The sequence below is a fragment of the Myxococcus sp. MH1 genome (genome assembly GCF_059738865.1).
The window spans coordinates 1232599-1254269 of sequence record NZ_AP026947.1; the positions used below are offsets into that span (position 1 = coordinate 1232599).

Genomic DNA, 21671 nt, shown 5'->3' on the forward strand with positions numbered 1-21671 from the left:
GGTGGGTTGGTGTCGGGCCCCGGGCTGTAGTGAACTTCCCCTCCGTGCCTGCCTCTCCCGCTGTCTCCTCCGTGGCGCAGGAGCGGACCGTCGGTCCGCTCCAGCTGCTTGCATTGGGTGTCAACGGCATCGTCGGCGTGGGCATCTTCTTCGCGCCCGCGGAGGTGGCCGCGCGCACGCCGGGCCTGGGCGCGGTGCTCGCGTTCGCGGTGACGGGCCTGGCGCTGGTGCCGGTGGCGCTGGCGTTCGCGGTGCTGGGCCGGCGCTTCGACGCGGATGGCGGGCCCGTCGTCTTCGCGCGCGCGGCCTTCGGTGAGCGGGTGGCCTTCCTGGTGGGCTGGGTGGCCTACGTCAGCGCGTTCCTGAGCACGTCCGCGGTGGTGGCGGGGCTGTCGCAGGCGGTGGCCCCGTCGCTGGGCTGGGAGGGTGCGTGGGGGCAGCGGGCGCTGGCCTCGGCGCTCGTGACGGTGCTGGGGGCGATTGTGGCCTCGGGCATCCGAGTGTCGGCGAGGGCGTGGACGGCGCTCACGGTGCTCAAGCTGCTGCCGCTCGGGGCGCTGCTCGTGGCCTTCGCGGCGGTGGCGCTGTCGGGGCCGCTGCCCGTCGCGGCGAGCCCCGTGGCGTGGACGGCGGGGGCGTGGCTGCCCGCGGGGCTGACGGTGATGTTCGCGTACCAGGGCTTCGAAATCGTGCCGGTGATTGCCGGGCAGGTGCGCTCGTCGGAGCGGAGCGTGCCGTGGGCCACGGTGGGCTCGCTGCTGGGCGCGGTGCTCCTCTATGTGGGCCTGGTGTGGGCGTGCGTGACGGCGCTGCCGGAGCTGGCGTCCTCCAGCGCGCCTTTGGCCTCGGCGGCGGGCGTGTGGGGAGGGGCGGGGCTGTCGCGCGTGGTGGCGATGGGCACCAGCGTGTCCGCGCTGGGCATCTGCGTGGGGATGATGGTGACGACGCCGCGCTACCTGTCCGCGCTCGCGTCGGGGGACAGGGCGCTGTTGGGGCTGGAGCGCATGTCACCCAGGGGCGTGCCCGTGCGGGCGCTGGGCGTCACGTGGGCGGTGGTGCTGGTGTTCGTGAACCTGGGGAACCTGTCGGAGCTCTTCGCGCTCTCCAGCATCGCCGTGCTGATGCAGTACGGCGTCACGGCGGCGGCGCTGGCGTGGCTCTCCTTCAAGCGGGAGCGCGCGCTGACGCCGTGGCATGCGGTGCTGGCGGTGCCCACGCTCGCGCTCGGCCTGACGCTGGTGGCGTTCGGCGCGAGCGTGCGGGAGGCCGCCACCACCGGTGTGGCGGTGGTGGCGGGCCTGGTGCTCTGGGGCCTGTCCCGGCCGAGGGCCTAGAACTGGCTCCAGAGGTACTGGTTGGTGATTTCGTGGTGGAACTGGATTTCGGACGTCTTCACGCGCGTGCCCAGCTGCTTGGGGCAACGCTCGGCGGAGGCCGTCTTCAGCTCCGCGAACTTGCTCTGCACGTTCTCGCCCAGGATGTTGGCGACGAACGAGCTGCCCTTGAAGAGGCGGATGGCGTCGAAGATGTTGTCGGGCAGGAAGCGGGTGCGGCTGCGCTTGGACTCGGCGTCCTCCTGCGGCTGCGGGCCCTCCAGGCCGGTGCGCAGCAGGGTGTAGAGCACCAGGTACGGGTTGGCGTCCGGGCCCACCGAGCGGCACTCGACGCGGGCCGAGCGCTCGTTGCCATAGGGGATGCGCACCATGGCGCCGCGGTTGTTGGCGCTGGCCTTGATCTGGTTCGGCGCCTCGAAGTGCGGGTCCAGGCGGCGGTACGCGTTGACGCTGGAGTTGAGGACCAGGCAGATGTCGTTGGCGTTGGTGAGCAGCCGGTCGATGAAGTCCCAGCCCATCTGGCTCAGGTTGTCCTGGCCGGCCTTGTCGTAGAACAGGTTCTTGTTGTTCTTCGACAGCGACATGTTCATGTGCATGCCGTTGCCATTGACGCCCGTCACCGGCTTCGGGAGGAAGCTGGCGGTGGTGTCCATCTGCGCGGCGACCTGGCGACACAGCAGCTTGTAGAGCTGGATCTGGTCCGCGGAGATGAGGGCCTCGCTGTACGTGAAGTTCATCTCGAACTGGCTGGGGGCCACCTCGGGGTGGTCCTTCTCGTTCTGGAAGCCCATGGCGCGCTGGGCCTCGGCGGCCTTGTCGATGAAGGCGCGCAGCGGGTCACCGGGCAGCGAGTGGTAGTAGCCGCCGGTGGAGATGAAGTCGAACTTGCCCGTCTCGTGGTAGTGGCGCTCGGCGTCGCGGCCCTTGAAGAGGAAGCCCTCGACCTCGGGCGCGGCGTGGAAGACGGTGCCGTCCTTCTGGTACAGGGCCTCGGTGACGCGCTTGAGCTGGCCGCGCATGTCGGCGTGGTAGGGCGAGCCGTCGCGCTCGAGGACCTCGCTGAACACCAGCACCTTGCCGGGCCCGAAGATGTCCGAGGGCAGCCAGTAGAACGAGCCCCAGTCGATGTTGAGGCGCAGGTCGCTCTCCGCCTGCTGGGAGAAGCCGCGGATGGAGGAGCCGTCGAAGGTGAGGTTGTCGGCGCTCTTGAGGAGGAACTTCTTGTCGTAGTCCAGCATGTGCAGCCGACCCTCGAGGTCGGTGAAGCACACGGTGACGGCCTTCAGGCTGCGCTCGTCGGTGAGGTACTTGATGCGCTCCTCGCGGACCTTGTCGGCCGACACGTGCTGGAGGCGCTGCTCCTTCACCTTGAGGTTGCGCTCTTCCAGCTCGTCGTAGGGAATCTCCAGGAACGTCCGCAGCCCCTTCGTGTCCATGCTTGCCGTGCCTCCAGGCCGGTCGTCACCGTCAGCGCGGTGATTTCGAATCCGTGGGCGCAGGTATTTACATTTGGGGACGGGAAATCAAGCCTAAATTCCGCGCCACGAAGCTTAAAAGATTGGTCCAAAAAGCTTTAGAGCACGGTGGGCAACACTCTGGAGGGGGGCTGGAGGGCCTGGGATGACGCCCGGTGGACACTTGGGCGCCTCGGGAGCCTGCCTGCCTGGTCCACGGGGAGCGGGGGAGGTGCGGAGTAGAGTGGCCGCCGTTCACGGTGTAGGTGGAGGGAGGCGGGGATGTTGGGACCGAATGACATCAAGGAGCAGCTCAGCGTCGCGTACGTGCACGCGGTCGCGGCCAGGGCGGGCTGCTCGGTCGAGCGAGTGGGGATGGATCGGGACAGTATCGACCTGAAGGTCTGTGCCCGTGGGCTGCTGGCGGAGAACGCGGCGCTGACGTCGCCGGAGCTGGGCATCCAGCTCAAGGCCACGGCGAGGGTGGCGCATCTGGGCCAGGAGGGCGGCTTCCCGTTCGCCCTGTCGCGCAAGAACTACAACGATCTGGTGGCGCCGTCGCTGGTGCCGCGCATCCTGGTGGTGTTCGTGATGCCGGCGGCCGAGGAGTCGTGGCTGACGCAGACGCCGGAGTCGCTCGTCCTGCGGCACTGTGCCTATTGGACGTCGCTGCGAGGCCAGCCGCGCACGCTCAATGACACCGGGCAGACGGTGCGGCTCTCCCGGGAGCGGTGCTTCACGCACGACACGCTGCGGCGCTTGCTGGAGAAGGTGGCTCGCGAGGAGGAGCTGGAGTCATGACGAGCACGCCGCTTCATGGGTTGGGCAGTCGGGTCGACTACCTGGAGGTGCGGGCGTACCTGGAGGCGCGGGGATGGACGCGGGTGCCCTCTCGTCGGGCCTATGCCGCCATCTATCGGAGCCCGCGCGAGCCCGTGGCGGAGGTGCAGGTCCCGTTGGACCGTGACCTCGCGGACTACGCGGAGGCGATGGGGGTCGTCGCGCGGCGGGTCTCCGAGTGGGAGGGGCGCTCGGCCGAGTCCGTGCTGCATGACCTGTTGCAACCCCGGAGGGACGTGCTGCGCTTCGGGTTGGAGGGCGAGGTCACTCGCGATGGGGGCGTGAGTCTGGCGGACGGGCTGGGGCTGGCGAACGGCGTGCGCAAGGCGTTGCTGGCGAGCGCCTGCAGCGTGAAGCGGCCTCGCGCCTTTCATCCGCGCCTGGGCCTGGCGGAGGCGGAGAGCTTCGTGCGCCAGTGTCGACTGGGACAGACGGAGGTGGGCAGCTTCGTGCTCACCGTCGAGACACCGCTCGACCTTGGTACACAGGGTGGAGAGCCCTTCGGACGGCAGACGGCCCTGCTCCTCTTGCGGTCCGTGGCGCACCTGGCGAGGTCCGTTCGGATGGGGGAGCCACAGCGGGTCCTCGATGCCGTGGAGGATGCGCCGAGGGTGAGCGCGAACCTGTGTGAGGCGCTGGTCGAGATGATGCCCTCGGACGAGTCCGCGGACCTGCGACTGCGGGGCTCCTGGTCGCCCCTGCTGCCTGTTGTCGGGGAGGTGCCCGCGGAGGTCCATGTGGACCGGAACATGTACGAGCGCCTCGAGCGCCTTGCGCATCAGCTCCGCCCCATGCGCGAGACGCAGCCCGACCAGTTCGTGGGCCGCGTCACGGAGTTGATGGGGGCGCCGGGAGAGCAGGGGACTGTCGAGGGGCCCGTGGTGCTCCAGGTGCAGGTCGAGGATGAGCTGCTGCGGGCGCGAGTCGTGCTTGGCGCCGTGGACTACCGGCAGGCGGCCAGCGCGCATCTGGAGCAGCGCTATGTGACGGTTCGCGGCGTGCTTCGCCGGGGGCCGAGGACGCACTGGATTGAAGATGCGTCCGGTTTTGGCATCGTAGGCGCGGCGGTGACGCGGCTCTGAGTGGTTGTCGGGTGGGGTCTTGGTTCCTTGGAGGAGAGCGGGATGAGCTCGATGTGGATTCTGGACGAGGCACCTCCGGCGCCGGATGCGCGCATCCCCTATGGACCGGGGACGCATCACTTCGGAGAGCTGCGGCTTCCCTCGGGGCCGGGGCCGCATCCTGTCGTCGTCGCCATCCACGGCGGTTTCTGGCGCGCGAAGTACGACCTGGCCCACCTGGGCCACGCGTGCGCGGCGCTCACCGCGAGCGGCTTCGCCACGTGGAGTCTGGAGTTCCGACGCGTCGGCCATGAGGGCGGCGGCTATCCCGGCACCCTGGAGGACGTCGCCCTTGGCGCGGACTTCCTGCGCACCCTCGCGGAGTCGCATCCCCTGGACCTGTCGCGCGTCGTGTTCCTCGGCCACTCGGCGGGAGGTCACCTCGCGCTGTGGCTCGCCGCGAGGCCCCGGCTGCCCTCGGGCAGTTCGCTCTACAGTCAGTCGCCGCTGCGCCCGCTCGGCGTCGTCTCGCTCGCGGGCGTGGCCGATGTGACGCGCGCCTATGAGCTGGGCCTCAGTGACAACGCGGCGGGACAGTTCCTCGGGGGCTCGCCCCTGGAGGTGCCCTTGCGCTACCAGCGCGCCTCTCCCGCCGCGCTCCAGCCGCTCGGTGTCCCCCAGGTCCTCCTGCATGGCTCCGAGGACGACACCGTCCCCGTGTCGATGAGCGCGGACTTCTGCTCGCGAGGCCGCGCGCACGGGGATGAGGTTCGCTGCGTCGTGCTCCCCGGCGCGGGCCACTTCGAGGTCGTGGACCCACGCTCGCGCGAGTGGGCCCAGGTTGTCGACGCCGTGCGCTCGCTGCTGTGACGCGAGCGCTTCAGTTCACGTCACCGAAGACGATGTCGTATCCCACCGTGTTCGTGCCGCCCGTGCCCCCGCTCATGCACGTGAAGGTGCTGGTGACGTCGTCGTAGGCGTACGTGTACGCCGTGGGACACGCCTTCTTCAGGAACGAGAGCCACGGCTGGACGCTCTGCGCCCACGCCGGGTTGTTCGCGTAGCACTGCCCCTGGGCCTGCTGGCTCGGGTTGTTGCCGGGCTCCAGCAGCGTGGGCCAGAAGCTCCCCGCGTCGTTGCCCGGATACGTCGCGCAGCCGCAGCAGGCCGGCGTGTTGCCATTGCTGTTGTAGCAGGACGCACCGAAGTTGCCGGCGCACTGGAAGAGGTTGCTCAGCGTGTCCTGCACGGTGCCGCCCTGAACCTGCACGGTCATCATCTGGCTGCAGTCCAGGGGCCCGTAGCCGAAGCTGGTGCTCGCCGAGCACAGGTCTTCATAGGACCACCAGCCGATGGACTGGCCACACGTCTGGACGAGCGGAGACGTACCGCCGACTCCTGGCAGGAACGCCGTTCCGCACACGGCGCCCCCCGCGCAGTCGCTGTCCGACGTGCACGTGCCGCAGTAGCCCGCGTCCGGGTTGTTGGGGTTGCCGCACACCGCGCCGTTCGCACACGTGGGGCCGCACTTCGTCCACGTCGGCTGACACACGCCGCCGGTGCACGTCGTCCCCGTGCCGCAGTCACTGTCCTGTCCGCAGGCCGGCAGCACGACGGCCCGGAGCAGGGTGGTGTAGTCGGCGGGGAGGCCCGCGCTCGTGTCGGGCGTGAAGCTCCACGAGCACGCCTCCAGCATGCCCAGGGTGCTGTTCCCCTGGGCGCTCGTGGAGCCCGCCGTGCCGCACGAGTACGGCGAGGGAGGGTTCGCCGCCGCGAAGCCCCCGTCACCGCTGGGACCCATCTGGAGGCTCACGTTCGCGCCGTTGATGACGGTGACGTCGTAGAAGTCGACCGTGTCCGGCTGGAGTGTGAACTCCGCGGCCGTGAAGGGATTGGTTCCGCCCTTTCCGAGCGGGCAGGGCATGCCGGCCGCGTTGCCGCAGTCCGCGCTCAGGCAGCCCGTCCCATCGGACTGACAGCCCAGCCGTCCGAACAGACCGCCGCTCCAGCCGATGGGAGAACGGCACAGGCACGCGACGCCGCCATCCTCCGGGCACTGCGTCGGCGGATTCGCGAGGTTGACTCCGTCCGCGAGCAGGCAGCGGCCACTCTGGCACTGGGCGTTCTGCGTGCACGCCGTCATCCCGGGCTGGAGGTTCGCGAACGCGGGAGGCAGCGACGAGGGCATGCACAGCGTCGTCGACTCCTGGGCCGTCAACTTCAGTGAGTCGAGCGGAACCCCGCCATCCGTCCTCGGGTACTGGCAGAGCCCCAGCGCCACCGTGCAGGACTGTCCGCTCGGACACGGCGAACTCCCGGAGCTGCACGCCTGGTTCTCACCGGGGACGACGGACTGGAAGTAGCACGTCCCGCCATTGGCGAGGCTGCACTCCTGCACCGTGGTGGAGCAGGTCGTGCTGCCGGGGCACGCGGCCTGCCCTCCGTCGGCGCACTTGCACAGGCCCGTGGTGGAGTCACAACCCTCGGAGCCGCAGTTGGCGCACGCGGGCACCTGCGTCGCACCCGTGCAAAGCGCGGTGGGGAGATTGACGGTGACGATGGGAGCACCGCCGTTGCACGTCGTGCCCGGGGCCACCATGCACTGTCCCGTGTTCGTGTCGCACATATTGCCCGCGTTGCAATCCGCGCTGCTGGTGCAACCGGGGTTCAGACAGGCCTGGTTCGGACCACAGTCGCTGTCCGTGGTGCACGTGAAGGGCGGAGGCGCCGCGCCCGCGGTCTGGCCAATCCAGACCGTCTGGCTCGCCTGGTTCGTCAGCGTGAAGGGACGGAAGCCGGGCGGGCAGGTCGACGAGCCCGCGTCGCCCGGAGCCGGTGTGTCCGTGGGCGCGCGGCCCTGGAGCGTGCCGAACACCACGAGCGCGACAGCCAGTCCGAGTGACACCGCGGGGATGAGCAGACGACGTGATGCCATGACGGGCCTCTCAATCAGGTCTGCCGAGCGACGGTAGTGAGCGGCCGCCTCCAGCCCAAGGATTCGGGGCGTCGGCTGCTCGCACGCGCGCGAACGAACCCAAGGCCCGTGATTCCTGGGGGCATGGGCCCCACCTTCTTTGCCGAGTCGGGGCCGACGCACTGCCCGTCGTGGGATTTCGCGCCCCAGGACTTGCGCGAGAAAGAGCCATTGCTAAACTGAACTATATGGTTCAGTATCAGGCCCGACTCGATGCGACGTTTGGAGCACTGGCGGATGTGACGCGCAGGGGAGTCCTGGAGCGGTTGGGCCAGGGGGAGGCGTCCATCACGGAGCTGGCGGAGCGCTTCGACATGACCCTGACGGGCATGAAGAAGCACGTGCACGTGCTCGAGGAAGCAGGGTTGGTCATCACGGAGAAGCAGGGGCGGGTGAGGACCTGCCGGCTAGGGCCATGTCGCCTCGAGGACGAGGTGGCGTGGATGAATGGCTATCGGCGTCTGGTGGAAGCGCGGCTCGACCGGCTCGGCGAGTTCCTCGCGCGAACGAAAGGGGAAGAGGAATGAACACGGCACTCAGGGAAGCACTCGTCACGCAGCCGACGGACCGCGAGATTCGCATCGAGCGCATCTTCGATGCGAAGCGCGAGCGGGTCTGGAAGGCGATGACGGACCCGAAGCAGGTGGCGCAGTGGTGGGGGCGGGGCAACAAGCTCGTGGTGGAGCGCCTGGAGGTGGAGCGGGGTGGCCACTGGCGCTTCGTCGAGCACGCGGATGGACAGGAGCACGGCTTCGAGGGGCGCTTCCGCGAGGTGACGCCCGTCGAGCGCCTGGTGCAGACCTTCGAATGGGACGGCATGCCCGGCTACGTCATCCTCAACACGACGACGTTGGAGGACCTGGGCGACGGGCGCACGAAGGTGGTGGCGGTGTCGTTCTTCTTCACGACGGAGGAGCGCGACGGCATGGCTGCCTCCGGCATGGCGGACGGCCTCAACCAGAGTTACCGCGCGCTCGACGCGCTGCTGGCCCGCGAGCCGTAGCCGAGAGAGCTTCGTGGCGCCGGGCCCGAATGGGCTCGGCGTCACGGAGGTACGTCAGAACCCGCGCGCCGCGCCGCCGTCGACGGCGATCGACTGGCCGGTGATGTACGAGGACTGCTCGGAGGACAGGAACGCCACCAGCGAGGCCAGCTCCTCCGGACGCCCCAGTCGCCGCGCGGGAATCTGCGGGGCCACCTTCTCGTCCGTGAGGCCCAGCTGCGTCATCCGCTCCGTCGCGTGGAAGCCCGGCAGCACCGCGTTGAGCGTGACGCCGTGCTGCGCCACCTCGTTGCTCACTGTCTTCACCAACCCGAGCAACCCCGCGCGCAGCCCGTTGGAGATGGTCAGGTTCGGCATCGCCTCACGCGCCGCCAGCGACGTCACCAGGATGATGCGCCCCCACTTGCGCTCCTTCATCCCCGGCAGCGCCGCCTGGATTCCATCCACCGCCGCCATCCACAGGCTCTGGAACCCCAACTGCCACTGCTCCGCCGTCAGCGACTCGAAGCCGCCCGCGGGAGGCCCGCCCGTGTTCACCACGAGCACGTCCACGCCGCCCAGCTTCGCCACCACCTCGTCCACCAGCCGCTTCGCCGCACCCGGCTGGTTCAGGTCCGCCGACACCGCGAGCGCCGCGCTCAGCGACTTCGCCGCCTTCTCCAGCTTCTCCCCACCGCGAGAGCAGATGGCCACCGTGGCGCCTTCCTTCACCAGCACCTCGGCCGTCGCGTAGCCCAGCCCCGCCGACGCGCCCATCACGAGCGCGCGCCTACCCTTCAGTCCGAAATCCATCCGCGTGCTCCTTCATGAATGGCACCAGCCGCTCGTGGATGAGCTGCTTCGCCCGCTCCAGGTCCACGTCCTCGGCGCGCGTCAGCCCCTCGGACAACTCCGAGACGATGCCACCGGCAATCGCCCCCACCTCGTACGCCAACCGGTACGGCACCCGGCTGAAGCTCACCATCGAATACCGACTGACGAACTCACCCGGGAAGGTGTTGAGCAACACCTTCTCCACCGCCTTCTCCAACAGGAAGCGCGGGTTGCCCGTGCTGTCGCGCATCTCCACGAAGTTCTCCACCGCCATGTCCGCGATGGCATCCGCGTTCGTCTTGCGCAGCCGCGCCAGCTCCCCGAACAGCGTCTCCCAGTCCCCGCCCTTGCCGAGCAGCCCCTCGAGCACCGTGCAGTCCTCGAAGCCGCAGTTCATCCCCTGCCCGAAGAACGGGACGATGGCGTGCGCCGCGTCCCCCATCACCACCGCCTTGCCCCCCACGTTCCACGGCGCGCACTTCACCGTCACCATGCTGCCCGTGGGCCGCGCGAAGAACGCCTGCGTCAAATCCGGGATGAGCGCCTTCGCGTCCGGGAACTGCTCCTCGAAGAACGCCTCCAGCCGGGCAGGGGAGTCCAGCGACTCGAAGCTCACCGGCCCCTTCCACGGGAGGAACAACGTGCACGTGAAGCTGCCATCCTCGTTCGGCAGCGCAATCAACATGTACGTCCCGCGCGGCCAGATGTGCAGTGCGTGCTTCTCCATCTGGAACGCGCCGCCCGGGCCCGGAGGAATCGTCAGCTCCTTGTACCCGTGCCCCAGCGTCTCCGACGTCGACTCGAACCCCGGCACCTTCTCCAGCGCTTGCCGCACCGCCGAGCCGGAGCCGTCCGTGCCGAACACCACGCGGCCCTCCTCGCGGCGCTCCTCACCCGTGGCCTCGTCCACCACCGTGAGCACGCCCTGGTCCAGGTCCGCGCCCGACACCCGCTGCCTGAAGCGGATGCGCACCTTGCCCGTGGCCTCCGCCGCGCTCATCAGGAACTTGTTCAGCCACGCGCGCGACAGCGAGTTGATGTGCTGCGAGTCATCCTTCCCATAGGGCTGGTACATCAGCGCGCCCTTCGGGGGGTGAATCATCCGCCCCCGCATGGGAATCGCGTGGCGCAGCGCCTCCTCCTCCAGCCCCACCTGCCTCAGCGCGTACAGCCCCCGCGTGGAGATGGCCAGGTTGATGGAGCGCCCCGCGTCGATGACCTCGCGCCGCATGTCCGGCCGACGCTCCAGCACCTCCACGGTGTGCCCACGCCGCGCCAGGAACACGGACAGCAGCGAGCCCACCAGGCCCGCGCCCACCACCGTGACGGCCTCGTTCCGCTCACCCACGGGCGTGTCCCTCCAGCGTCTTCACGAAGCGGTACACATCCGTGAACGAGCAATACAGCGGCGCGGGCGCCGCGCGGATGATGTCCGGCTTGCGGAAGTCACAGATGATGCCCGCGTCCGCCAGCCGCTTGAGCATGCTCGGCGCGTCGCCCTGGAACCGCAGGGACAGTTGCGCCCCGCGCTGCTTCACGTCGCGCGGCGTGGTGATGCGCACGTAGCCGGGCGGCAGCTTGTCCAACAGGAACTCCAGATACCCCGTGAGCCGCTCGCTCTTGGCGCGCAGCGCCGCCATGCCCGCCTGGTCGAACAGCTCGAACGACGCGCGCAGCGTCGCCAGCTGGAGGATGGGCGGATTCGACAGCTGCCACCCCTCCGCGCCCGGCAGCGCGTCGAAGTGCGGCCCCATCTGGAAGCGCGTGGCCTTGTCGTGCCCCCACCAGCCCTCGAACCGGGGGATGTCCTTCGAGCGCGCATGTCGCTCGTGCACGAACACCCCACCCAGGCTCCCCGGTCCGCCGTTCAGGTACTTGTACGAGCACCACACCGCGAAGTCCGGCCCGTCGTCGTGCAGCGACAGCTTCAAGTTGCCCGCGCCGTGCGCCAGGTCGAACCCGACGAAGCAGCCCTTCGCGTGCGCCGCGTGCGTAATCGCGGGGATGTCGAACGCCTGGCCCGTGAGGTAGTTCACGCTGCCCAGCAGCACCAGCGACACCTCGTGGCCGTGCTGCTCCAGCGTCGCCAGGATGTCCTCGGTGCGCAGCGTCTCCTCACCGGCTCGCGGCTTGAGCTCCAGCACCGCCTCGCGAGGGTCGAACCCGTGGAAGCGCGCCTGCGAGGCCACCGCGTACTGGTCCGACGGGAACGCGCCGCCCTCGACGAGAATCTTGAAGCGCTCCTTCGTGGGTCGGTAGAACGACACCATCATCAGGTGCAGGTTCACCGTCAGGGTGTTCATCACCACCACTTCCTGCGGCTTCGCGCCCACCAGCCGCGCGGCCTGCTCCGTGACGAGCTCGTGGTAGTGCAGCCACGGGTGGCGCCCGTGGTGGTGCCCTTCCACGCCGAAGCGGGCCCAGTCCTCCAGCTCCTCCTGCACGTAGCGCGCGGCGTTCTTCGGCTGGAGCCCCAGCGAGTTGCCCGCCAGGTACACCACCGGCTTGCCATCCGGGCCGGGCGGGAAGTGGAACTGCTCGCGGAAGGAGCGCAGCGCATCCTCGGCGTCGGCCTTGCGCGCGAAGTCCTGGGAGTCCTCGAAGGTGTACGTCGTCATGGGGCGAAGTCCTCGCGCGAGCGCCCCAGCCACGCCAGGGCGTTCTTCCACAGGAGCTGCTCGCGCGCGTCGGATGAAAGCTCCGTCAGCGATTCGATGAGGGTGCCCGGGCGCAGCTCGCCCAGGGGGAACGGATAGTCACTGCCCAGCGCCACCTTGTCCTGGCCGAACAGCTTCACGATGAAGCGCAGCGTGTCCGCGTCATGCACCAGCGAGTCCACCCAGAAGCGGCCCAGGTACTCGCGCGGCGGCACCTTGTTGTCCACCGCCACCAGGTCCGGCCGCGCCTCGAAGCCGTGCTCGATTCTCCCCAGCGTCCCGGGGAACGCGCCGCCGCCGTGCGCGAAGGCGAAGCGCAGCCTGGGCAGCCGCTCCAGCACGCCGCCGAAGATGAGCGAGCACATGGCCAGCGACATCTCCGCGGGCATGCCCACCAGCCACGGCAGCCAGTACTTCTGCATCTTCGCCTCGCCCATCATGTCCCACGGGTGGACGAAGATGGACGCGCCCAGCTCGCTCGCCGCCTGGAAGAACGGGAAGAGCTTCTCGTCGGAGAGGTTCCAGTCGTTGACGTGGCTGCCAATCTGCACGCCCGCCAGCCCCAGCTCCTTCACGCACCGCTCCAGCTCCCGCACCGCCAGCTCCGGCGACTGCAGCGGCACCGTGCCCAGCCCCACGAAGCGCTTGGGGTGCTCGCGCACCACCGAGGCCACGTGGTCGTTCAGGAAGCGCGACAGGTCCAGCCCGTGCTCCGGCTGCGTCCAGTAGCTGAACATCACCGGCACGGTCGAGATGACCTGCACGTGGACGCCCACGTCGTCGCATTCCTCGATGCGCTTCACCGGGTCCCAGCAGTTGCTCTCGACCTCGCGGAAGAACTTCCCGTCGTCGCGCAGCATCCGCGCGCGGCACGGCGCGTGGTGGTCCAGCGTGATGAAGCCGCCGTACCCGTAGCGCTCGGCGAAGCGCGGCAGCTTCTCGGGGAGCAGGTGCGTGTGGATGTCGACCTTCAACGAGAAGGCCCTCCCTTGGTCACCTTCGTCCCGCACTTCTTGCAGGTGCAGTTCGCGTCGTTGCCGTAGAAGTGCTCGAAGATGGGCGGCAGCTGCGTCACCAGATTCGTGACGTGCACGAACTCCTCGTAGAGCTTCTCGCCGCAGGAGGGGCACATCCACATGAAGCCATCCAGCTCATGCGGCAGGCGGCGGCGCTCCAGCACCAGCCCCACCGTGCCCGCGGGGCGCTGGGGCGAGTGCGGCACCTTGGGCGGCAGCAGGAAGATCTCCCCCTCGGAGATGGGGATGTCCACGGGCTTGCCGTCGTCGAGCACGCGCAGGTTCATCGTGCCCTCCAACTGGTAGAAGAACTCCTCGCCCTCGTTGATGTGGAAGTCCGTGCGCGCGTTGGGGCCGCCGACGACGGTGACCATGAACTCACGGTCCGCCCACACCTGCTGGTTGCCGACGGGCGGCTTGAGCAGGTGGCGGTGCTCGTCGATCCACTTCTTGAAGTTGATGGGGGTCAGCCGGCCCATTCATTCATCTCCGATGGTGGCGATGCACTTGAGCTCGATGGCGATTGGCGTGGGCAGCCGGTTGATCTCGAGCGTCGTCCTGCACGGCGGGTTGTCCTTGAAGTACTCGGCCCACAGGCGGTTGTACGTGGGGAAGTCCTTCTTCATGTCCGTCAGGTACACCGTGACGTCCACCAGCTTGTCCCAGGAGGAGCCCGCGTCCTCCAGGATGTAGCGGACGTTGCGGAACACCGAGTGGCACTGCGCCTCGATGTCGTACGAGGTGATGTTGCCCTCGGCGTCCAGCTCCACGCCGGGAATCTTCTTCGTCCCGCGCTCGCGCGGGCCCACGCCCGACAGGAACAACAAGTTGCCCACACGCCGTGCGTGGGGATACAGGCCCACCGGCTCCGGGGCCTTCTGGGAATCGACTCGCTCACTGGTGCTCACGTCGCGTCTCCGTCCAGCGCGTCACAGCTTGATGCACACGTTCTTCGGCTCGGTGAAGAAGCGCAGCGCCTCCCAGCCGCCCTCGCGCCCCACCCCCGAGTCCTTCACCCCGCCGAACGGCGTGCGCAAGTCACGCAGCATCCAGCAGTTCACCCAGACGATTCCGCTGTGCAGCCGCGAGGCGAAGCGGTGCGCCCGCTTCACGTCCCGCGTCCACACGCTCGCCGCCAGGCCGTACTTCGTCGAGTTCGCCCACGCGAGCACCTCGTCCTCGGTGTCGAACGGGATGAGCGTGGCCACCGGGCCGAAGATCTCCTCCTGGTTGGTGCGGCAGCTTGCGTCCAGGCCCTCGATGAGCGTGGGCTCCACGAACCAGCCCTCGCGGCAGCGGCCCGTCAGGCTCGCGCGCTTGCCACCCGCGAGCACGCGCCCGCCCTCCTGCTTCGCCAGGTCGATGTAGCCCATCACCTTGTCGAAGTGCTGCTGCGACACCAGCGCGCCCTGCTCGGTGCCGGCCTCCAGCGGGTCACCGACCTTGAGCGCCTGCGTGCGCGCCACCAGCGCGTCGCGGAAGCGCTCATAGATGGGGCGCTGCACGAAGATGCGCGGGCCGCAGAGGCAGATCTGCCCCTGGTTGGAGAACGACGAGCGCACCGTCGTCGCCAGCGCCTCCTCGAAGTCGCAGTCCTCGAAGATGACGTTGGGGTTCTTCCCGCCCATCTCCAGCGACAGCTTCTTGAAGCTCGGCGCGGCCACGCGGGCAATCTCCGCGCCCACGCGGGTGCTGCCGGTGAAGGAGATGGCCGGGATGTCCGGGTGCTCGCTCATGGCCGCGCCCACCTTGGGGCCCAGGCCGTGGACGATGTTGAGCACGCCGGGCGGCAGGCCCACGTCGCGGCACACCTGCGACAGGAGGAACGCCGTCATCGGGGTGACTTCGGAGGGCTTGGCCACCACGCAGTTGCCGATGGCCAGCGCGGGCGCGAGCTTCCACGTCAGCAGGTACAAGGGCAGGTTCCACGGCGAGATGCAGCCCACCACGCCCAGCGGCGAGCGCAGCGTGTAGTTGAGCGCGACGCCGTCCGTGGCGTGCGCCTCGCTGGAGAACTGCGTCACCGCGTCCGCGAAGAACTCGAAGTTGAGGATGCTGCGCGGGATGTCCACGCTGGACGCCACCGACAGCGGCTTGCCGGAGTCGATGGACTCCGCGCGGGCGAACGCGTCCAGACGCTCGCGAATCGTGTCCGCCACCTTGCGCAGGAGGCGCGAGCGCTCGGCGGCGGGCGTGGCGGCCCAGGCCGGGAAGGCGCGCTGGGCGGCCTCCACCGCGTGCTGGAGGTCGGTGGCGTCCGAGTCCGGCACCTGCGCGTAGCCCTTGCCCGTCGCGGGCTCGGGCTTGTCCAGCCACTGGCCGCCGCGCGCGGGGATGAGCTCTCCGCCGATGTAGTTGAGCACCTTCTGCATGTCCGAGCCCTCCGTGCGCCCGTCCCCGGGATGGCTCGCGAGCGCCTGGTCCCTCGGGTGCCGGGAGACAGGGGGAGCGCGGGGGCCCGGGTCGAACGGGGCGCAATGTACGCAACCGAGCCAGCCGTCACCAGCATCACGGAAAGCGCGCCTCGGAGCGTCGTCCTCTCGCGTCAAACGGGTGACGACTCCGGCTGCCCGGAGGGTGGGCGAGCGGCGGGGGAATACAGAGCACTGGAGGCGCGAGGGGCCGGACCGGGTTGTGTGTAAAGGGAGTCAGACATGCCCATGGAACCTGTCGCGCCGATGTCCGAGGAAGAGGCGCGCGCGGCGGCGGATGCGGATTCACGGCAGCTCCTATCGGCGGCCACCGTCGAGGAGGCGCTCACGGTGCTCGTGGAGGTCGCCCGCCGGCTGACGCGCGCGCACCAGGCGACCGTGGTGCTGACGCCTGCTCCCGGCAGGACGCGGGGGGCGAGCGTCACCTCGCTCTCGCGCGCCTACGAGGTCTGGGGCGGCTACGCCGTGCCCTCGGCAGGCGGTCGAGCCCGGCGGGAGCGCCGCGCCGCCACGCGGGGCGCGGAGCCCCGGGGTCGGCTGGCGGTGGCGCTGCCCTCGAACGCGGGGGTGCTCTACCTCTTCGACCGGGAGGTGGGGGACTTCAGCCACGAGGATGAGGTGGCCCTCTCCCGGCTCGCCCGCCTCGCGGGCCTGGCGCTGGAGTCCGCCCGCCTGCTGCGAGAGGAGCAACAGGCGCGCACGGAGGCCGAGGACGCCGAGCACCGCGCGGCCTTCCTCTCCGACGCCAGCCGCCTGCTGGCCTCGTCGTCGCTCGACCCCAAGGTGACGCTCGACACGCTGGCCCGCCTCAGCGTGCCCGTCATGGCGGACTGGTGCTTCGTCGACATCATCGACGAGGGGGGCGCCGTGCAGCGCACGTCCGTGGCGCACGCCGACGCGCGCGATGCGCCGCTCGCCCTGCGCGTGCGCGAGTTCCCTCCCGGGCCCGAGGGCAGCATCCACCCCACCACGCGCGTGGCCCGCCACGCCGAGTCCCTGCTCGTCGATGACGTCGACGACGCGTGGCTGCATCGGGTGTCGGTGAGCGAGGCGCACTACCAGACGATGCGCGAGGTGGGCTTCCACGGCATCATGTCCGTGCCGCTCGTCGCGCGGGGCCGCTCGCTGGGCGCGCTCACGTTCCTGGCGGTGCGCCCCTCGCGCCACTACAGCCAGGCGGACCTGGAGACGGCGCAGGACCTGGCCCGCCGCGCGGCGCTGTTCCTGGACAACGCCCGGCTCTACCGCGAGGCGCGCCGCTCGGTGCTCTTGCGCGACGAGTTCCTCGCCGTGGCCAGCCATGAGCTCAAGACGCCGCTCACGCCGTTGCAGCTGCGCCTGCAGTGGCTGCGGCAGCAGACGCCCAAGGACAGGCCCTACCTGCCCACGTCGCTGGTGCTCTCGCAGCTGGACGTGGTGCAGCGCCAGGTGGACAAGCTGTCGGGGCTGGTGCACGGCCTGCTCGATGTCTCGCGCATGTCCAGCGGACGGCTGTCCTTGCACCGTGAGGACGTGGACCTGGAGGTGCTGGCGCGCGAGGTGAAGACGCGCCTGGCGCTCGCGGCGAGCCAGGCTGGCAGCGAGGTGTCGCTCACCACGCACGGGGACGTGAAGGGGCACTGGGACCGCTGCCGGCTGGAGCAGGTGTTGACGCACCTGCTCGCCAACGCGCTGAAGTACGGCGCGGGCCAGCCGGTGCGCCTGGAGCTGGAGGACGCGGGGGACGACGTGGTGGTGCGCGTGGAGGACGCGGGCATCGGCATCGCCCGCGAGTACCAGTCCCACATCTTCGAGCGCTTCGGCCGCGCCGTCAGCGAGCGGCACTACGGCGGCCTGGGCCTGGGGCTCTACGTCACCCGGCAGATCGTCGAGGCCCACGGCGGCACCATCCAGGTGGCGAGCGAGCCGGAGAAGGGCAGCCACTTCGAGGTGACCCTGCCCCGACGCGAGAGCACCTGACGTGCGTCCCGCTCCCGCTCGGCTATAAACGCCCCGGGAGGAAACAACATGTCACGCAAGGTGGCCCTCATCACCGGAGCATCGGCGGGGTTGGGCGAGCAGTTCGCGCGGCGCTTCGCTCGGGACGGACACGACGTCATCCTCGTCGCCCGCAGTGCCGAGCGCCTGGAGGCGCTCGCCGCGACGCTCCAGAAGGAGCACGGGGTGACGGCCCACGTGCTGCCCGCGGATTTGACGCGGCCGGAGGCGCCCGAGCAGCTCTTCGCGCAGGTGGCCGAGCGCGGCCTCGTGGTGGAGTTCCTCGTCAACAACGCGGGCTTCGGCTCCGCGGGCCCCTTCCTGGACCAGGACGTGAAGCGCGAGGGGGAGATGGTGGAGGTCAACTGCACCGCGCTGTTGAAGCTCACGCACCTGTTCGCCCGGCCCATGCGCGAGCGCGGCCACGGCCGCATCCTCAACGTCGCCTCCACCGCCGGCTTCCAGCCGGGGCCCTACATGGCCACGTACTACGCGACCAAGGCCTTCGTCGTGTCGCTGTCGGAGGCGCTCTCCTACGAGCTGAAGGGCACGGGCGTGACGGTGACGTGCCACTGCCCCGGCGCGACGCACACCGAGTTCGCCCAGCGCGCGGGCAACGACAAGACCCGCCTGTTCCAGCGCACCGGCGTGGCCAAGGCCCCGGACGTGGTGGAGCACGCGTACGCGAAGATGATGCGCGGGCGCGTGCTGGCCATCCACGGCGTGGCCAACGCGGTGGGGGCCTTCATGGTGCGCCTGAGCCCGCGCGCCGCCGTGCGCGCCATGGTCGCCGGGCTCAACCAGCAGGGCTGAGCGCCTGATGCGGACCGGGCCGTGAGCTCCTCGGCTCGAGGCGGCGTCACGGCCCGGCGCGCGACCTCACTTCAGTTGAAGGTCGCGGTGAACAGCAGCGAGAAGTGGGTGACGTTCCAGTCGTCGTTGCCCTCGCCGCGGATGCGGCCCAGCGCCAGCTCCGCGCCGATGCCCACGCCCCAGTTGTCGCTCACCCACCACTCCTTGCCCAGGCCCAGGTGCAGGCCCACGCCGGTGTCGGTCTCCGCCTCCGTCTCGCCCTCGTACGAGGCGCTGAGCTGGTTGGCCACCACCGCGCCGGAGAGGTAGAAGTTGACGGGCATGAAGTAGTACGCGAGGCCCACGCCGATGGCGGCGTAGTTGCTGGCCACGTCGTCGTCCTCGTCCCCCTCGATGGTGACGCCCTCCACCTCGATGTCCGGGTTGGGTGTGGAGGTGCCGAACAGCTTTCCGTAGAGGATGAAGTTGTTGATGGGCGCGAAGCCCAGCTCCAGGTTGAGCGTGCCCGCGCCGCCCTTGAGGGCCAGGTCCACGCCTTGTCCCACGGCGGCCGAGTGCGTGTAGCCCAGGCCGAGCTGACCGCGCAGGTAGAAGCCATCGTGGGTGTGTCGGCCGCGGTCATCCGCCAGCGCGATGGAGGAGGGAAGCAGCACTGCCGCGAAGAGCCAAGAGTAGCGCATGAAGTCGAGTCCTTGCTTCGGTGGAGCCCGCCCCGGCCGGGAGGTCTCGTCGGGGTGATGCCGCATGGCGACCGCTCGATGCCAGCCCGGGAGACACCCCCATTCCCGGGTCCTCGGGCTTATACCCCGGTGACGGCCGATGCGAGCAACCCTCGCCCGACACCGCGAAAGCTGCTCTGCTGCGCGCCCCCCGGCGCCGGCTTTCCGCGCCGCGGACTCAGAAGAGGGATGCGATGACTGGGACTGTGAACCCCGCGGAGCTGGCCCGACGACTGGACGACGCGAGGCGGGAGCGGCGGGAGGTGCCGCCCCTCACCAACGAGCTGCCCGCGCTGTCCGTGCCGGACGCGTACGCCATCCAGGAGGAGGGGCTGAAGCTGCGGCTCGCGGCCGGTGAGCGCCTGGTGGGATTGAAGATGGGCCTGACGTCCGAGGCCAAGCGCCGGCAGATGAACCTGGACTCGCCCGTGTACGGCGTCCTCACGGACAAGATGCGCGTGCAGGCGGACGGCGTGGTGTCGCTCGCCCAGGGCATCCACCCGAAGATCGAGCCCGAGATTGCCTTCCGCACCGCGCGCGAGCTCAAGGGCACCGTGACGCGCGACGAGGCGCTGGATGCGTGTGAGTCCGTGTTCGCGGCGATGGAGATCCTCGACTCGCGCTACCGCGACTTCAAGTACTTCTCCCTGCCGGACGTGGTGGCGGACAACGCGTCCTCGTCCCTGTTCGTCCTGGCGACCCAGGAGCACCCGCCGCGCGCCATGGATTTGACGCGGCTGGAGATGAAGATGTTCGTGAACGACGCGCTGGCGCACTCGGCCCGCTCGGACGCCATCTCCGGGGACCCCGTGTTGTCGTTGGTGCAGCTGTGTGAGCTGCTCGCGAAGCGCGGACAGGTGCTGCCGGCGGGGAGCATCGTCCTGGCGGGCGCGGCGACCATCGCGCACATGTTCCAGCCGGGAGACCGGGTGAAGCTCGTCGTCGAGGGACTCGGCTCGGTGGCGGTGTCGGCCGCCTGAGTCCTTACTGGAACCAGGAGGAGGCCACGTCCGCGCTCTGGTGGCGCGGGCGCACGTCCGTCTCCAGCCATTGCACGGCGTAGCGCTCACCGTGCTGCTTCAGGAACGCGTCCAGTTGCTCCGGCCTCAAGCGCTCGCGGGTGGAGTGATGCGCGGACAGCGCGCGCCGCATCGCCGGGTGGTAGCGCACGAAGGACGCGAAGTCGCGCGGGTACTCCCGCGCGTCCACGCCGAGCAGCTGGCCCCGGGTGCGGCCTCGCGACAGCAGCTCGCGCCAGTGCTCCATCGTGGCGAGGCCGATGGACTCCACCCCGCGTGAGCAGAGCGTCAGGTACATCGCGTCCCACGGCGTGGAGCGGTCCAGGTAGCGCTCGAGCGCGCGCGCCGAGGCCCGCGTGTTGAGCACCATCCAGAACGGCACCGCGCCGGTGCGCAGCGTCCACCAGGGCTCCAGGAGGATGGAGCACTCCGCCAGCAGCTTGCCGGAGGGCATCTTCCGCTCGCGGTACCAGTGCCGGTACAGGTCCGCCACCAGCGGGCTGAGCGCCTCCGGCTCCGGGTAGACGATGCGCTTGAGTCTCCAGCGCCGCTTGCGTGCGAGCCGCAGCAGGTCCTCGCGCAGGGCGGGCTCGAAGCCCCACTCCGCCTCCGGGCTGTCGCTGTCCGGCGGTGGTGACGGCCAGCGCGTCAGGGAGGAGCCCTGCTTGCGCAGGTAGGCCTCCACGCGAGGGCCGCCCAGGTAGTACTCGTCCGGGCTCGCGCCGCCGAGCGAGCCTTGCTGGAAGACATGTCGCTCGCCCTGTTGGAGCGTGGGCCAGCGCAGCTCGCACTCGGACACGAAGAGGGTGGCGCCGGGCTCCAGCGCTTCTTCCAGGAAGCGGACGTACGCGGGGCTCAGCCCGCGTCGCTTCACCCGGAAGTGCGTCAGCCCCTGGAGGAGGAGCCGGTCGTGGTTGGCGTCGTGGGTGTGGTGGAGCTGCAGGTCCGGATGGGATTCCAACAGACGACGTGCGGGCTCGCGCGCGAAGCCGAGGGTCTTCATCGGCTCGTCCACGGGCACCTGGCCGTCATGGCGCACGGAAAGTAGATGCGTCTGCGGCAGCCACGGGATTCCCAGCGCGGCGCACAGGTGGACGAGCGCGCCGTTGGTGGCGCCCACCACGGCCGCCGGGTAGCGGCGCCTCGGGTAGCGGCCCACGACCCAGCGTGCGAGGGCCTCCGCGTCGAAGCGCGCGAGCGCCTTCGGCGTCAGCGCCTCCGCCAGCGCGCCGCGCACCCACGCGACCTCGCGCAGCGGCACCGACAGGCGGTTGACGGCGGGCGCCAGCGCCTCGAACAACGGATGCGTGTGGCGGTGGGCGCCCAGCGCGGGAGCGTCCCGGCCGTGCAGGAAGGCCGCGAGCGCCCGCAGCAGCGCGGCCGAAGAGTCGAGGTCCGCGACGAAGCGGCCCGCCCTCATCGCGCCAGCTCCGCGCGACGAGCCTCGGGCGGATTCGGTGCGAGATGACGTGCGCCAGGCGAACTCCGCGCCGCTTGCTCCGGGTCCACGCGCCGAGGCCCGTTCGTGTCTGGCACGCGCCGACGGGCATCGGGCGAGC

The 21671-nt window shown here is 69.8% G+C and carries 20 protein-coding genes; 9 read left to right on the forward strand and 11 right to left on the reverse strand.

Annotation, left to right across the window (positions count from 1 at the left end; genetic code table 11):
* The first annotated feature begins 44 nt into the window (after nt 1-44).
* Nucleotides 45-1334 carry an APC family permease gene (locus tag AC6JA9_RS05130; protein WP_497959190.1) on the forward strand — a complete coding sequence of 430 codons (1290 nt, stop codon included), beginning with the start codon at nt 45-47 and terminating at the stop codon, nt 1332-1334.
* On the opposite strand, the gene AC6JA9_RS05135 is transcribed toward AC6JA9_RS05130, so the two are convergent.
* Nucleotides 1331-2770, reverse strand: coding sequence for a glutamine synthetase family protein (locus tag AC6JA9_RS05135; RefSeq protein ID WP_223745983.1), 1440 nt, complete (start codon nt 2768-2770; stop codon nt 1331-1333). The genes AC6JA9_RS05130 and AC6JA9_RS05135 overlap by 4 nt on opposite strands.
* A gap of 300 nt (nt 2771-3070) precedes the next feature.
* Between AC6JA9_RS05135 and AC6JA9_RS05140 the strand changes: the two genes are divergently transcribed.
* From AC6JA9_RS05140 to AC6JA9_RS05150, 3 genes are read left to right on the forward strand one after another with little or no spacing between them, the layout of a single operon-like run.
* Complete coding sequence (locus AC6JA9_RS05140) at nt 3071-3589, forward strand: DUF4365 domain-containing protein (RefSeq protein WP_223783576.1); 519 nt, start codon at nt 3071-3073, stop codon at nt 3587-3589.
* Nucleotides 3586-4710 carry a hypothetical protein gene (locus AC6JA9_RS05145; RefSeq protein WP_497959191.1) on the forward strand — a complete coding sequence of 375 codons (1125 nt, stop codon included), beginning with the start codon at nt 3586-3588 and terminating at the stop codon, nt 4708-4710. The genes AC6JA9_RS05140 and AC6JA9_RS05145 overlap by 4 nt, the downstream gene beginning before the upstream one ends.
* A gap of 42 nt (nt 4711-4752) precedes the next feature.
* Nucleotides 4753-5559, forward strand: a complete 807-nt coding sequence (locus tag AC6JA9_RS05150) for an alpha/beta hydrolase family protein (RefSeq protein ID WP_223745984.1) — start codon at nt 4753-4755, stop codon at nt 5557-5559.
* Nucleotides 5560-5569: 10 nt separating this feature from the next.
* Here the strand turns inward: AC6JA9_RS05150 and AC6JA9_RS05155 are convergent, their stop codons facing one another.
* On the reverse strand, nt 5570-7624 hold the full coding sequence (locus AC6JA9_RS05155) for a thaumatin family protein (protein WP_497959192.1): 2055 nt from the start codon (nt 7622-7624) through the stop codon (nt 5570-5572).
* 227 nt (nt 7625-7851) lie between these two features.
* Here AC6JA9_RS05155 and AC6JA9_RS05160 point away from each other — a divergent pair, with 227 nt between their 5' ends.
* The gene (locus AC6JA9_RS05160; protein WP_046711055.1) at nt 7852-8190 is read left to right on the forward strand and encodes an ArsR/SmtB family transcription factor; all 339 of its coding nucleotides are present in this window, start codon (nt 7852-7854) and stop codon (nt 8188-8190) included.
* Complete coding sequence (locus tag AC6JA9_RS05165) at nt 8187-8666, forward strand: SRPBCC family protein (protein WP_426748109.1); 480 nt, start codon at nt 8187-8189, stop codon at nt 8664-8666. Before AC6JA9_RS05160 ends, AC6JA9_RS05165 begins: the two co-directional genes overlap by 4 nt.
* Before the next feature lie 54 nt (nt 8667-8720).
* Here AC6JA9_RS05165 and AC6JA9_RS05170 read toward each other — a convergent pair whose 3' ends face one another.
* Genes AC6JA9_RS05170 through AC6JA9_RS05200 form a run of 7 tightly spaced genes read right to left on the reverse strand, consistent with a single transcriptional unit; the run spans nt 8721 to nt 15524 of the window.
* The gene (locus tag AC6JA9_RS05170) at nt 8721-9458 is read right to left on the reverse strand and encodes an SDR family oxidoreductase (RefSeq protein WP_483577007.1); all 738 of its coding nucleotides are present in this window, start codon (nt 9456-9458) and stop codon (nt 8721-8723) included.
* Entirely contained in the window at nt 9436-10827 is a 1392-nt protein-coding gene (locus AC6JA9_RS05175) for an FAD-dependent oxidoreductase (protein ID WP_497959193.1), read from the reverse strand. The genes AC6JA9_RS05170 and AC6JA9_RS05175 overlap by 23 nt, the downstream gene beginning before the upstream one ends.
* Nucleotides 10820-12097: a kynureninase gene (gene kynU, locus AC6JA9_RS05180; RefSeq protein ID WP_497959194.1), complete on the reverse strand. Its 1278-nt coding sequence runs from the start codon at nt 12095-12097 to the stop codon at nt 10820-10822. The genes AC6JA9_RS05175 and kynU overlap by 8 nt, the downstream gene beginning before the upstream one ends.
* Nucleotides 12094-13110 (reverse strand): amidohydrolase family protein, encoded by a 1017-nt coding sequence (locus AC6JA9_RS05185; RefSeq protein WP_223745991.1) that lies wholly within the window; start codon nt 13108-13110, stop codon nt 12094-12096. Before AC6JA9_RS05185 ends, kynU begins: the two co-directional genes overlap by 4 nt.
* Nucleotides 13107-13631 carry a 3-hydroxyanthranilate 3,4-dioxygenase gene (gene nbaC / locus AC6JA9_RS05190; protein ID WP_223745992.1) on the reverse strand — a complete coding sequence of 175 codons (525 nt, stop codon included), beginning with the start codon at nt 13629-13631 and terminating at the stop codon, nt 13107-13109. Before nbaC ends, AC6JA9_RS05185 begins: the two co-directional genes overlap by 4 nt.
* Nucleotides 13632-14060 carry a RidA family protein gene (locus AC6JA9_RS05195; protein ID WP_141324887.1) on the reverse strand — a complete coding sequence of 143 codons (429 nt, stop codon included), beginning with the start codon at nt 14058-14060 and terminating at the stop codon, nt 13632-13634. It lies immediately after the preceding gene.
* A 21-nt stretch (nt 14061-14081) separates the two neighbouring features.
* Nucleotides 14082-15524, reverse strand: coding sequence for an aldehyde dehydrogenase (locus AC6JA9_RS05200; RefSeq protein ID WP_223745993.1), 1443 nt, complete (start codon nt 15522-15524; stop codon nt 14082-14084).
* 282 nt (nt 15525-15806) lie between these two features.
* Between AC6JA9_RS05200 and AC6JA9_RS05205 the strand changes: the two genes are divergently transcribed.
* Both AC6JA9_RS05205 and AC6JA9_RS05210 read left to right on the forward strand, forming a co-directional pair.
* Nucleotides 15807-17543 carry a GAF domain-containing sensor histidine kinase gene (locus AC6JA9_RS05205; RefSeq protein ID WP_223745994.1) on the forward strand — a complete coding sequence of 579 codons (1737 nt, stop codon included), beginning with the start codon at nt 15807-15809 and terminating at the stop codon, nt 17541-17543.
* A gap of 48 nt (nt 17544-17591) precedes the next feature.
* Nucleotides 17592-18374, forward strand: coding sequence for an SDR family NAD(P)-dependent oxidoreductase (locus tag AC6JA9_RS05210; RefSeq protein WP_267698062.1), 783 nt, complete (start codon nt 17592-17594; stop codon nt 18372-18374).
* A 71-nt stretch (nt 18375-18445) separates the two neighbouring features.
* Here AC6JA9_RS05210 and AC6JA9_RS05215 read toward each other — a convergent pair whose 3' ends face one another.
* Nucleotides 18446-19054 (reverse strand): hypothetical protein, encoded by a 609-nt coding sequence (locus AC6JA9_RS05215; protein ID WP_141324897.1) that lies wholly within the window; start codon nt 19052-19054, stop codon nt 18446-18448.
* A gap of 233 nt (nt 19055-19287) precedes the next feature.
* On the opposite strand from AC6JA9_RS05215, the gene AC6JA9_RS05220 reads away from it, so the two are divergent.
* Complete coding sequence (locus AC6JA9_RS05220; protein ID WP_141324899.1) at nt 19288-20073, forward strand: 2-keto-4-pentenoate hydratase; 786 nt, start codon at nt 19288-19290, stop codon at nt 20071-20073.
* 4 nt (nt 20074-20077) lie between these two features.
* On the opposite strand, the gene AC6JA9_RS05225 is transcribed toward AC6JA9_RS05220, so the two are convergent.
* On the reverse strand, nt 20078-21532 hold the full coding sequence (locus tag AC6JA9_RS05225; protein WP_497959195.1) for a hypothetical protein: 1455 nt from the start codon (nt 21530-21532) through the stop codon (nt 20078-20080).
* Nucleotides 21533-21671: the final 139 nt, after the last annotated feature.

Bases quoted from the DNA above. Each gene is read 5' to 3' on its own strand.
- AC6JA9_RS05135 (WP_223745983.1), bottom strand. From the start codon at position 2,770: ATGGACACGAAGGGGCTGCGGACGTTCCTGGAGATTCCCTACGACGAG.
- AC6JA9_RS05140 (WP_223783576.1), top strand. From the start codon at position 3,071: ATGTTGGGACCGAATGACATCAAGGAGCAGCTCAGCGTCGCGTACGTG.
- AC6JA9_RS05145 (WP_497959191.1), top strand. From the start codon at position 3,586: ATGACGAGCACGCCGCTTCATGGGTTGGGCAGTCGGGTCGACTACCTG.
- AC6JA9_RS05150 (WP_223745984.1), top strand. From the start codon at position 4,753: ATGAGCTCGATGTGGATTCTGGACGAGGCACCTCCGGCGCCGGATGCG.
- AC6JA9_RS05155 (WP_497959192.1), bottom strand. From the start codon at position 7,624: ATGGCATCACGTCGTCTGCTCATCCCCGCGGTGTCACTCGGACTGGCT.
- AC6JA9_RS05160 (WP_046711055.1), top strand. From the start codon at position 7,852: ATGGTTCAGTATCAGGCCCGACTCGATGCGACGTTTGGAGCACTGGCG.
- AC6JA9_RS05165 (WP_426748109.1), top strand. From the start codon at position 8,187: ATGAACACGGCACTCAGGGAAGCACTCGTCACGCAGCCGACGGACCGC.
- AC6JA9_RS05170 (WP_483577007.1), bottom strand. From the start codon at position 9,458: ATGGATTTCGGACTGAAGGGTAGGCGCGCGCTCGTGATGGGCGCGTCG.
- kynU (WP_497959194.1), bottom strand. From the start codon at position 12,097: ATGACGACGTACACCTTCGAGGACTCCCAGGACTTCGCGCGCAAGGCC.
- nbaC (WP_223745992.1), bottom strand. From the start codon at position 13,631: ATGGGCCGGCTGACCCCCATCAACTTCAAGAAGTGGATCGACGAGCAC.
- AC6JA9_RS05200 (WP_223745993.1), bottom strand. From the start codon at position 15,524: ATGCAGAAGGTGCTCAACTACATCGGCGGAGAGCTCATCCCCGCGCGC.
- AC6JA9_RS05205 (WP_223745994.1), top strand. From the start codon at position 15,807: ATGCCCATGGAACCTGTCGCGCCGATGTCCGAGGAAGAGGCGCGCGCG.
- AC6JA9_RS05210 (WP_267698062.1), top strand. From the start codon at position 17,592: ATGTCACGCAAGGTGGCCCTCATCACCGGAGCATCGGCGGGGTTGGGC.
- AC6JA9_RS05215 (WP_141324897.1), bottom strand. From the start codon at position 19,054: ATGCGCTACTCTTGGCTCTTCGCGGCAGTGCTGCTTCCCTCCTCCATC.
- AC6JA9_RS05220 (WP_141324899.1), top strand. From the start codon at position 19,288: ATGACTGGGACTGTGAACCCCGCGGAGCTGGCCCGACGACTGGACGAC.
- AC6JA9_RS05225 (WP_497959195.1), bottom strand. From the start codon at position 21,532: ATGAGGGCGGGCCGCTTCGTCGCGGACCTCGACTCTTCGGCCGCGCTG.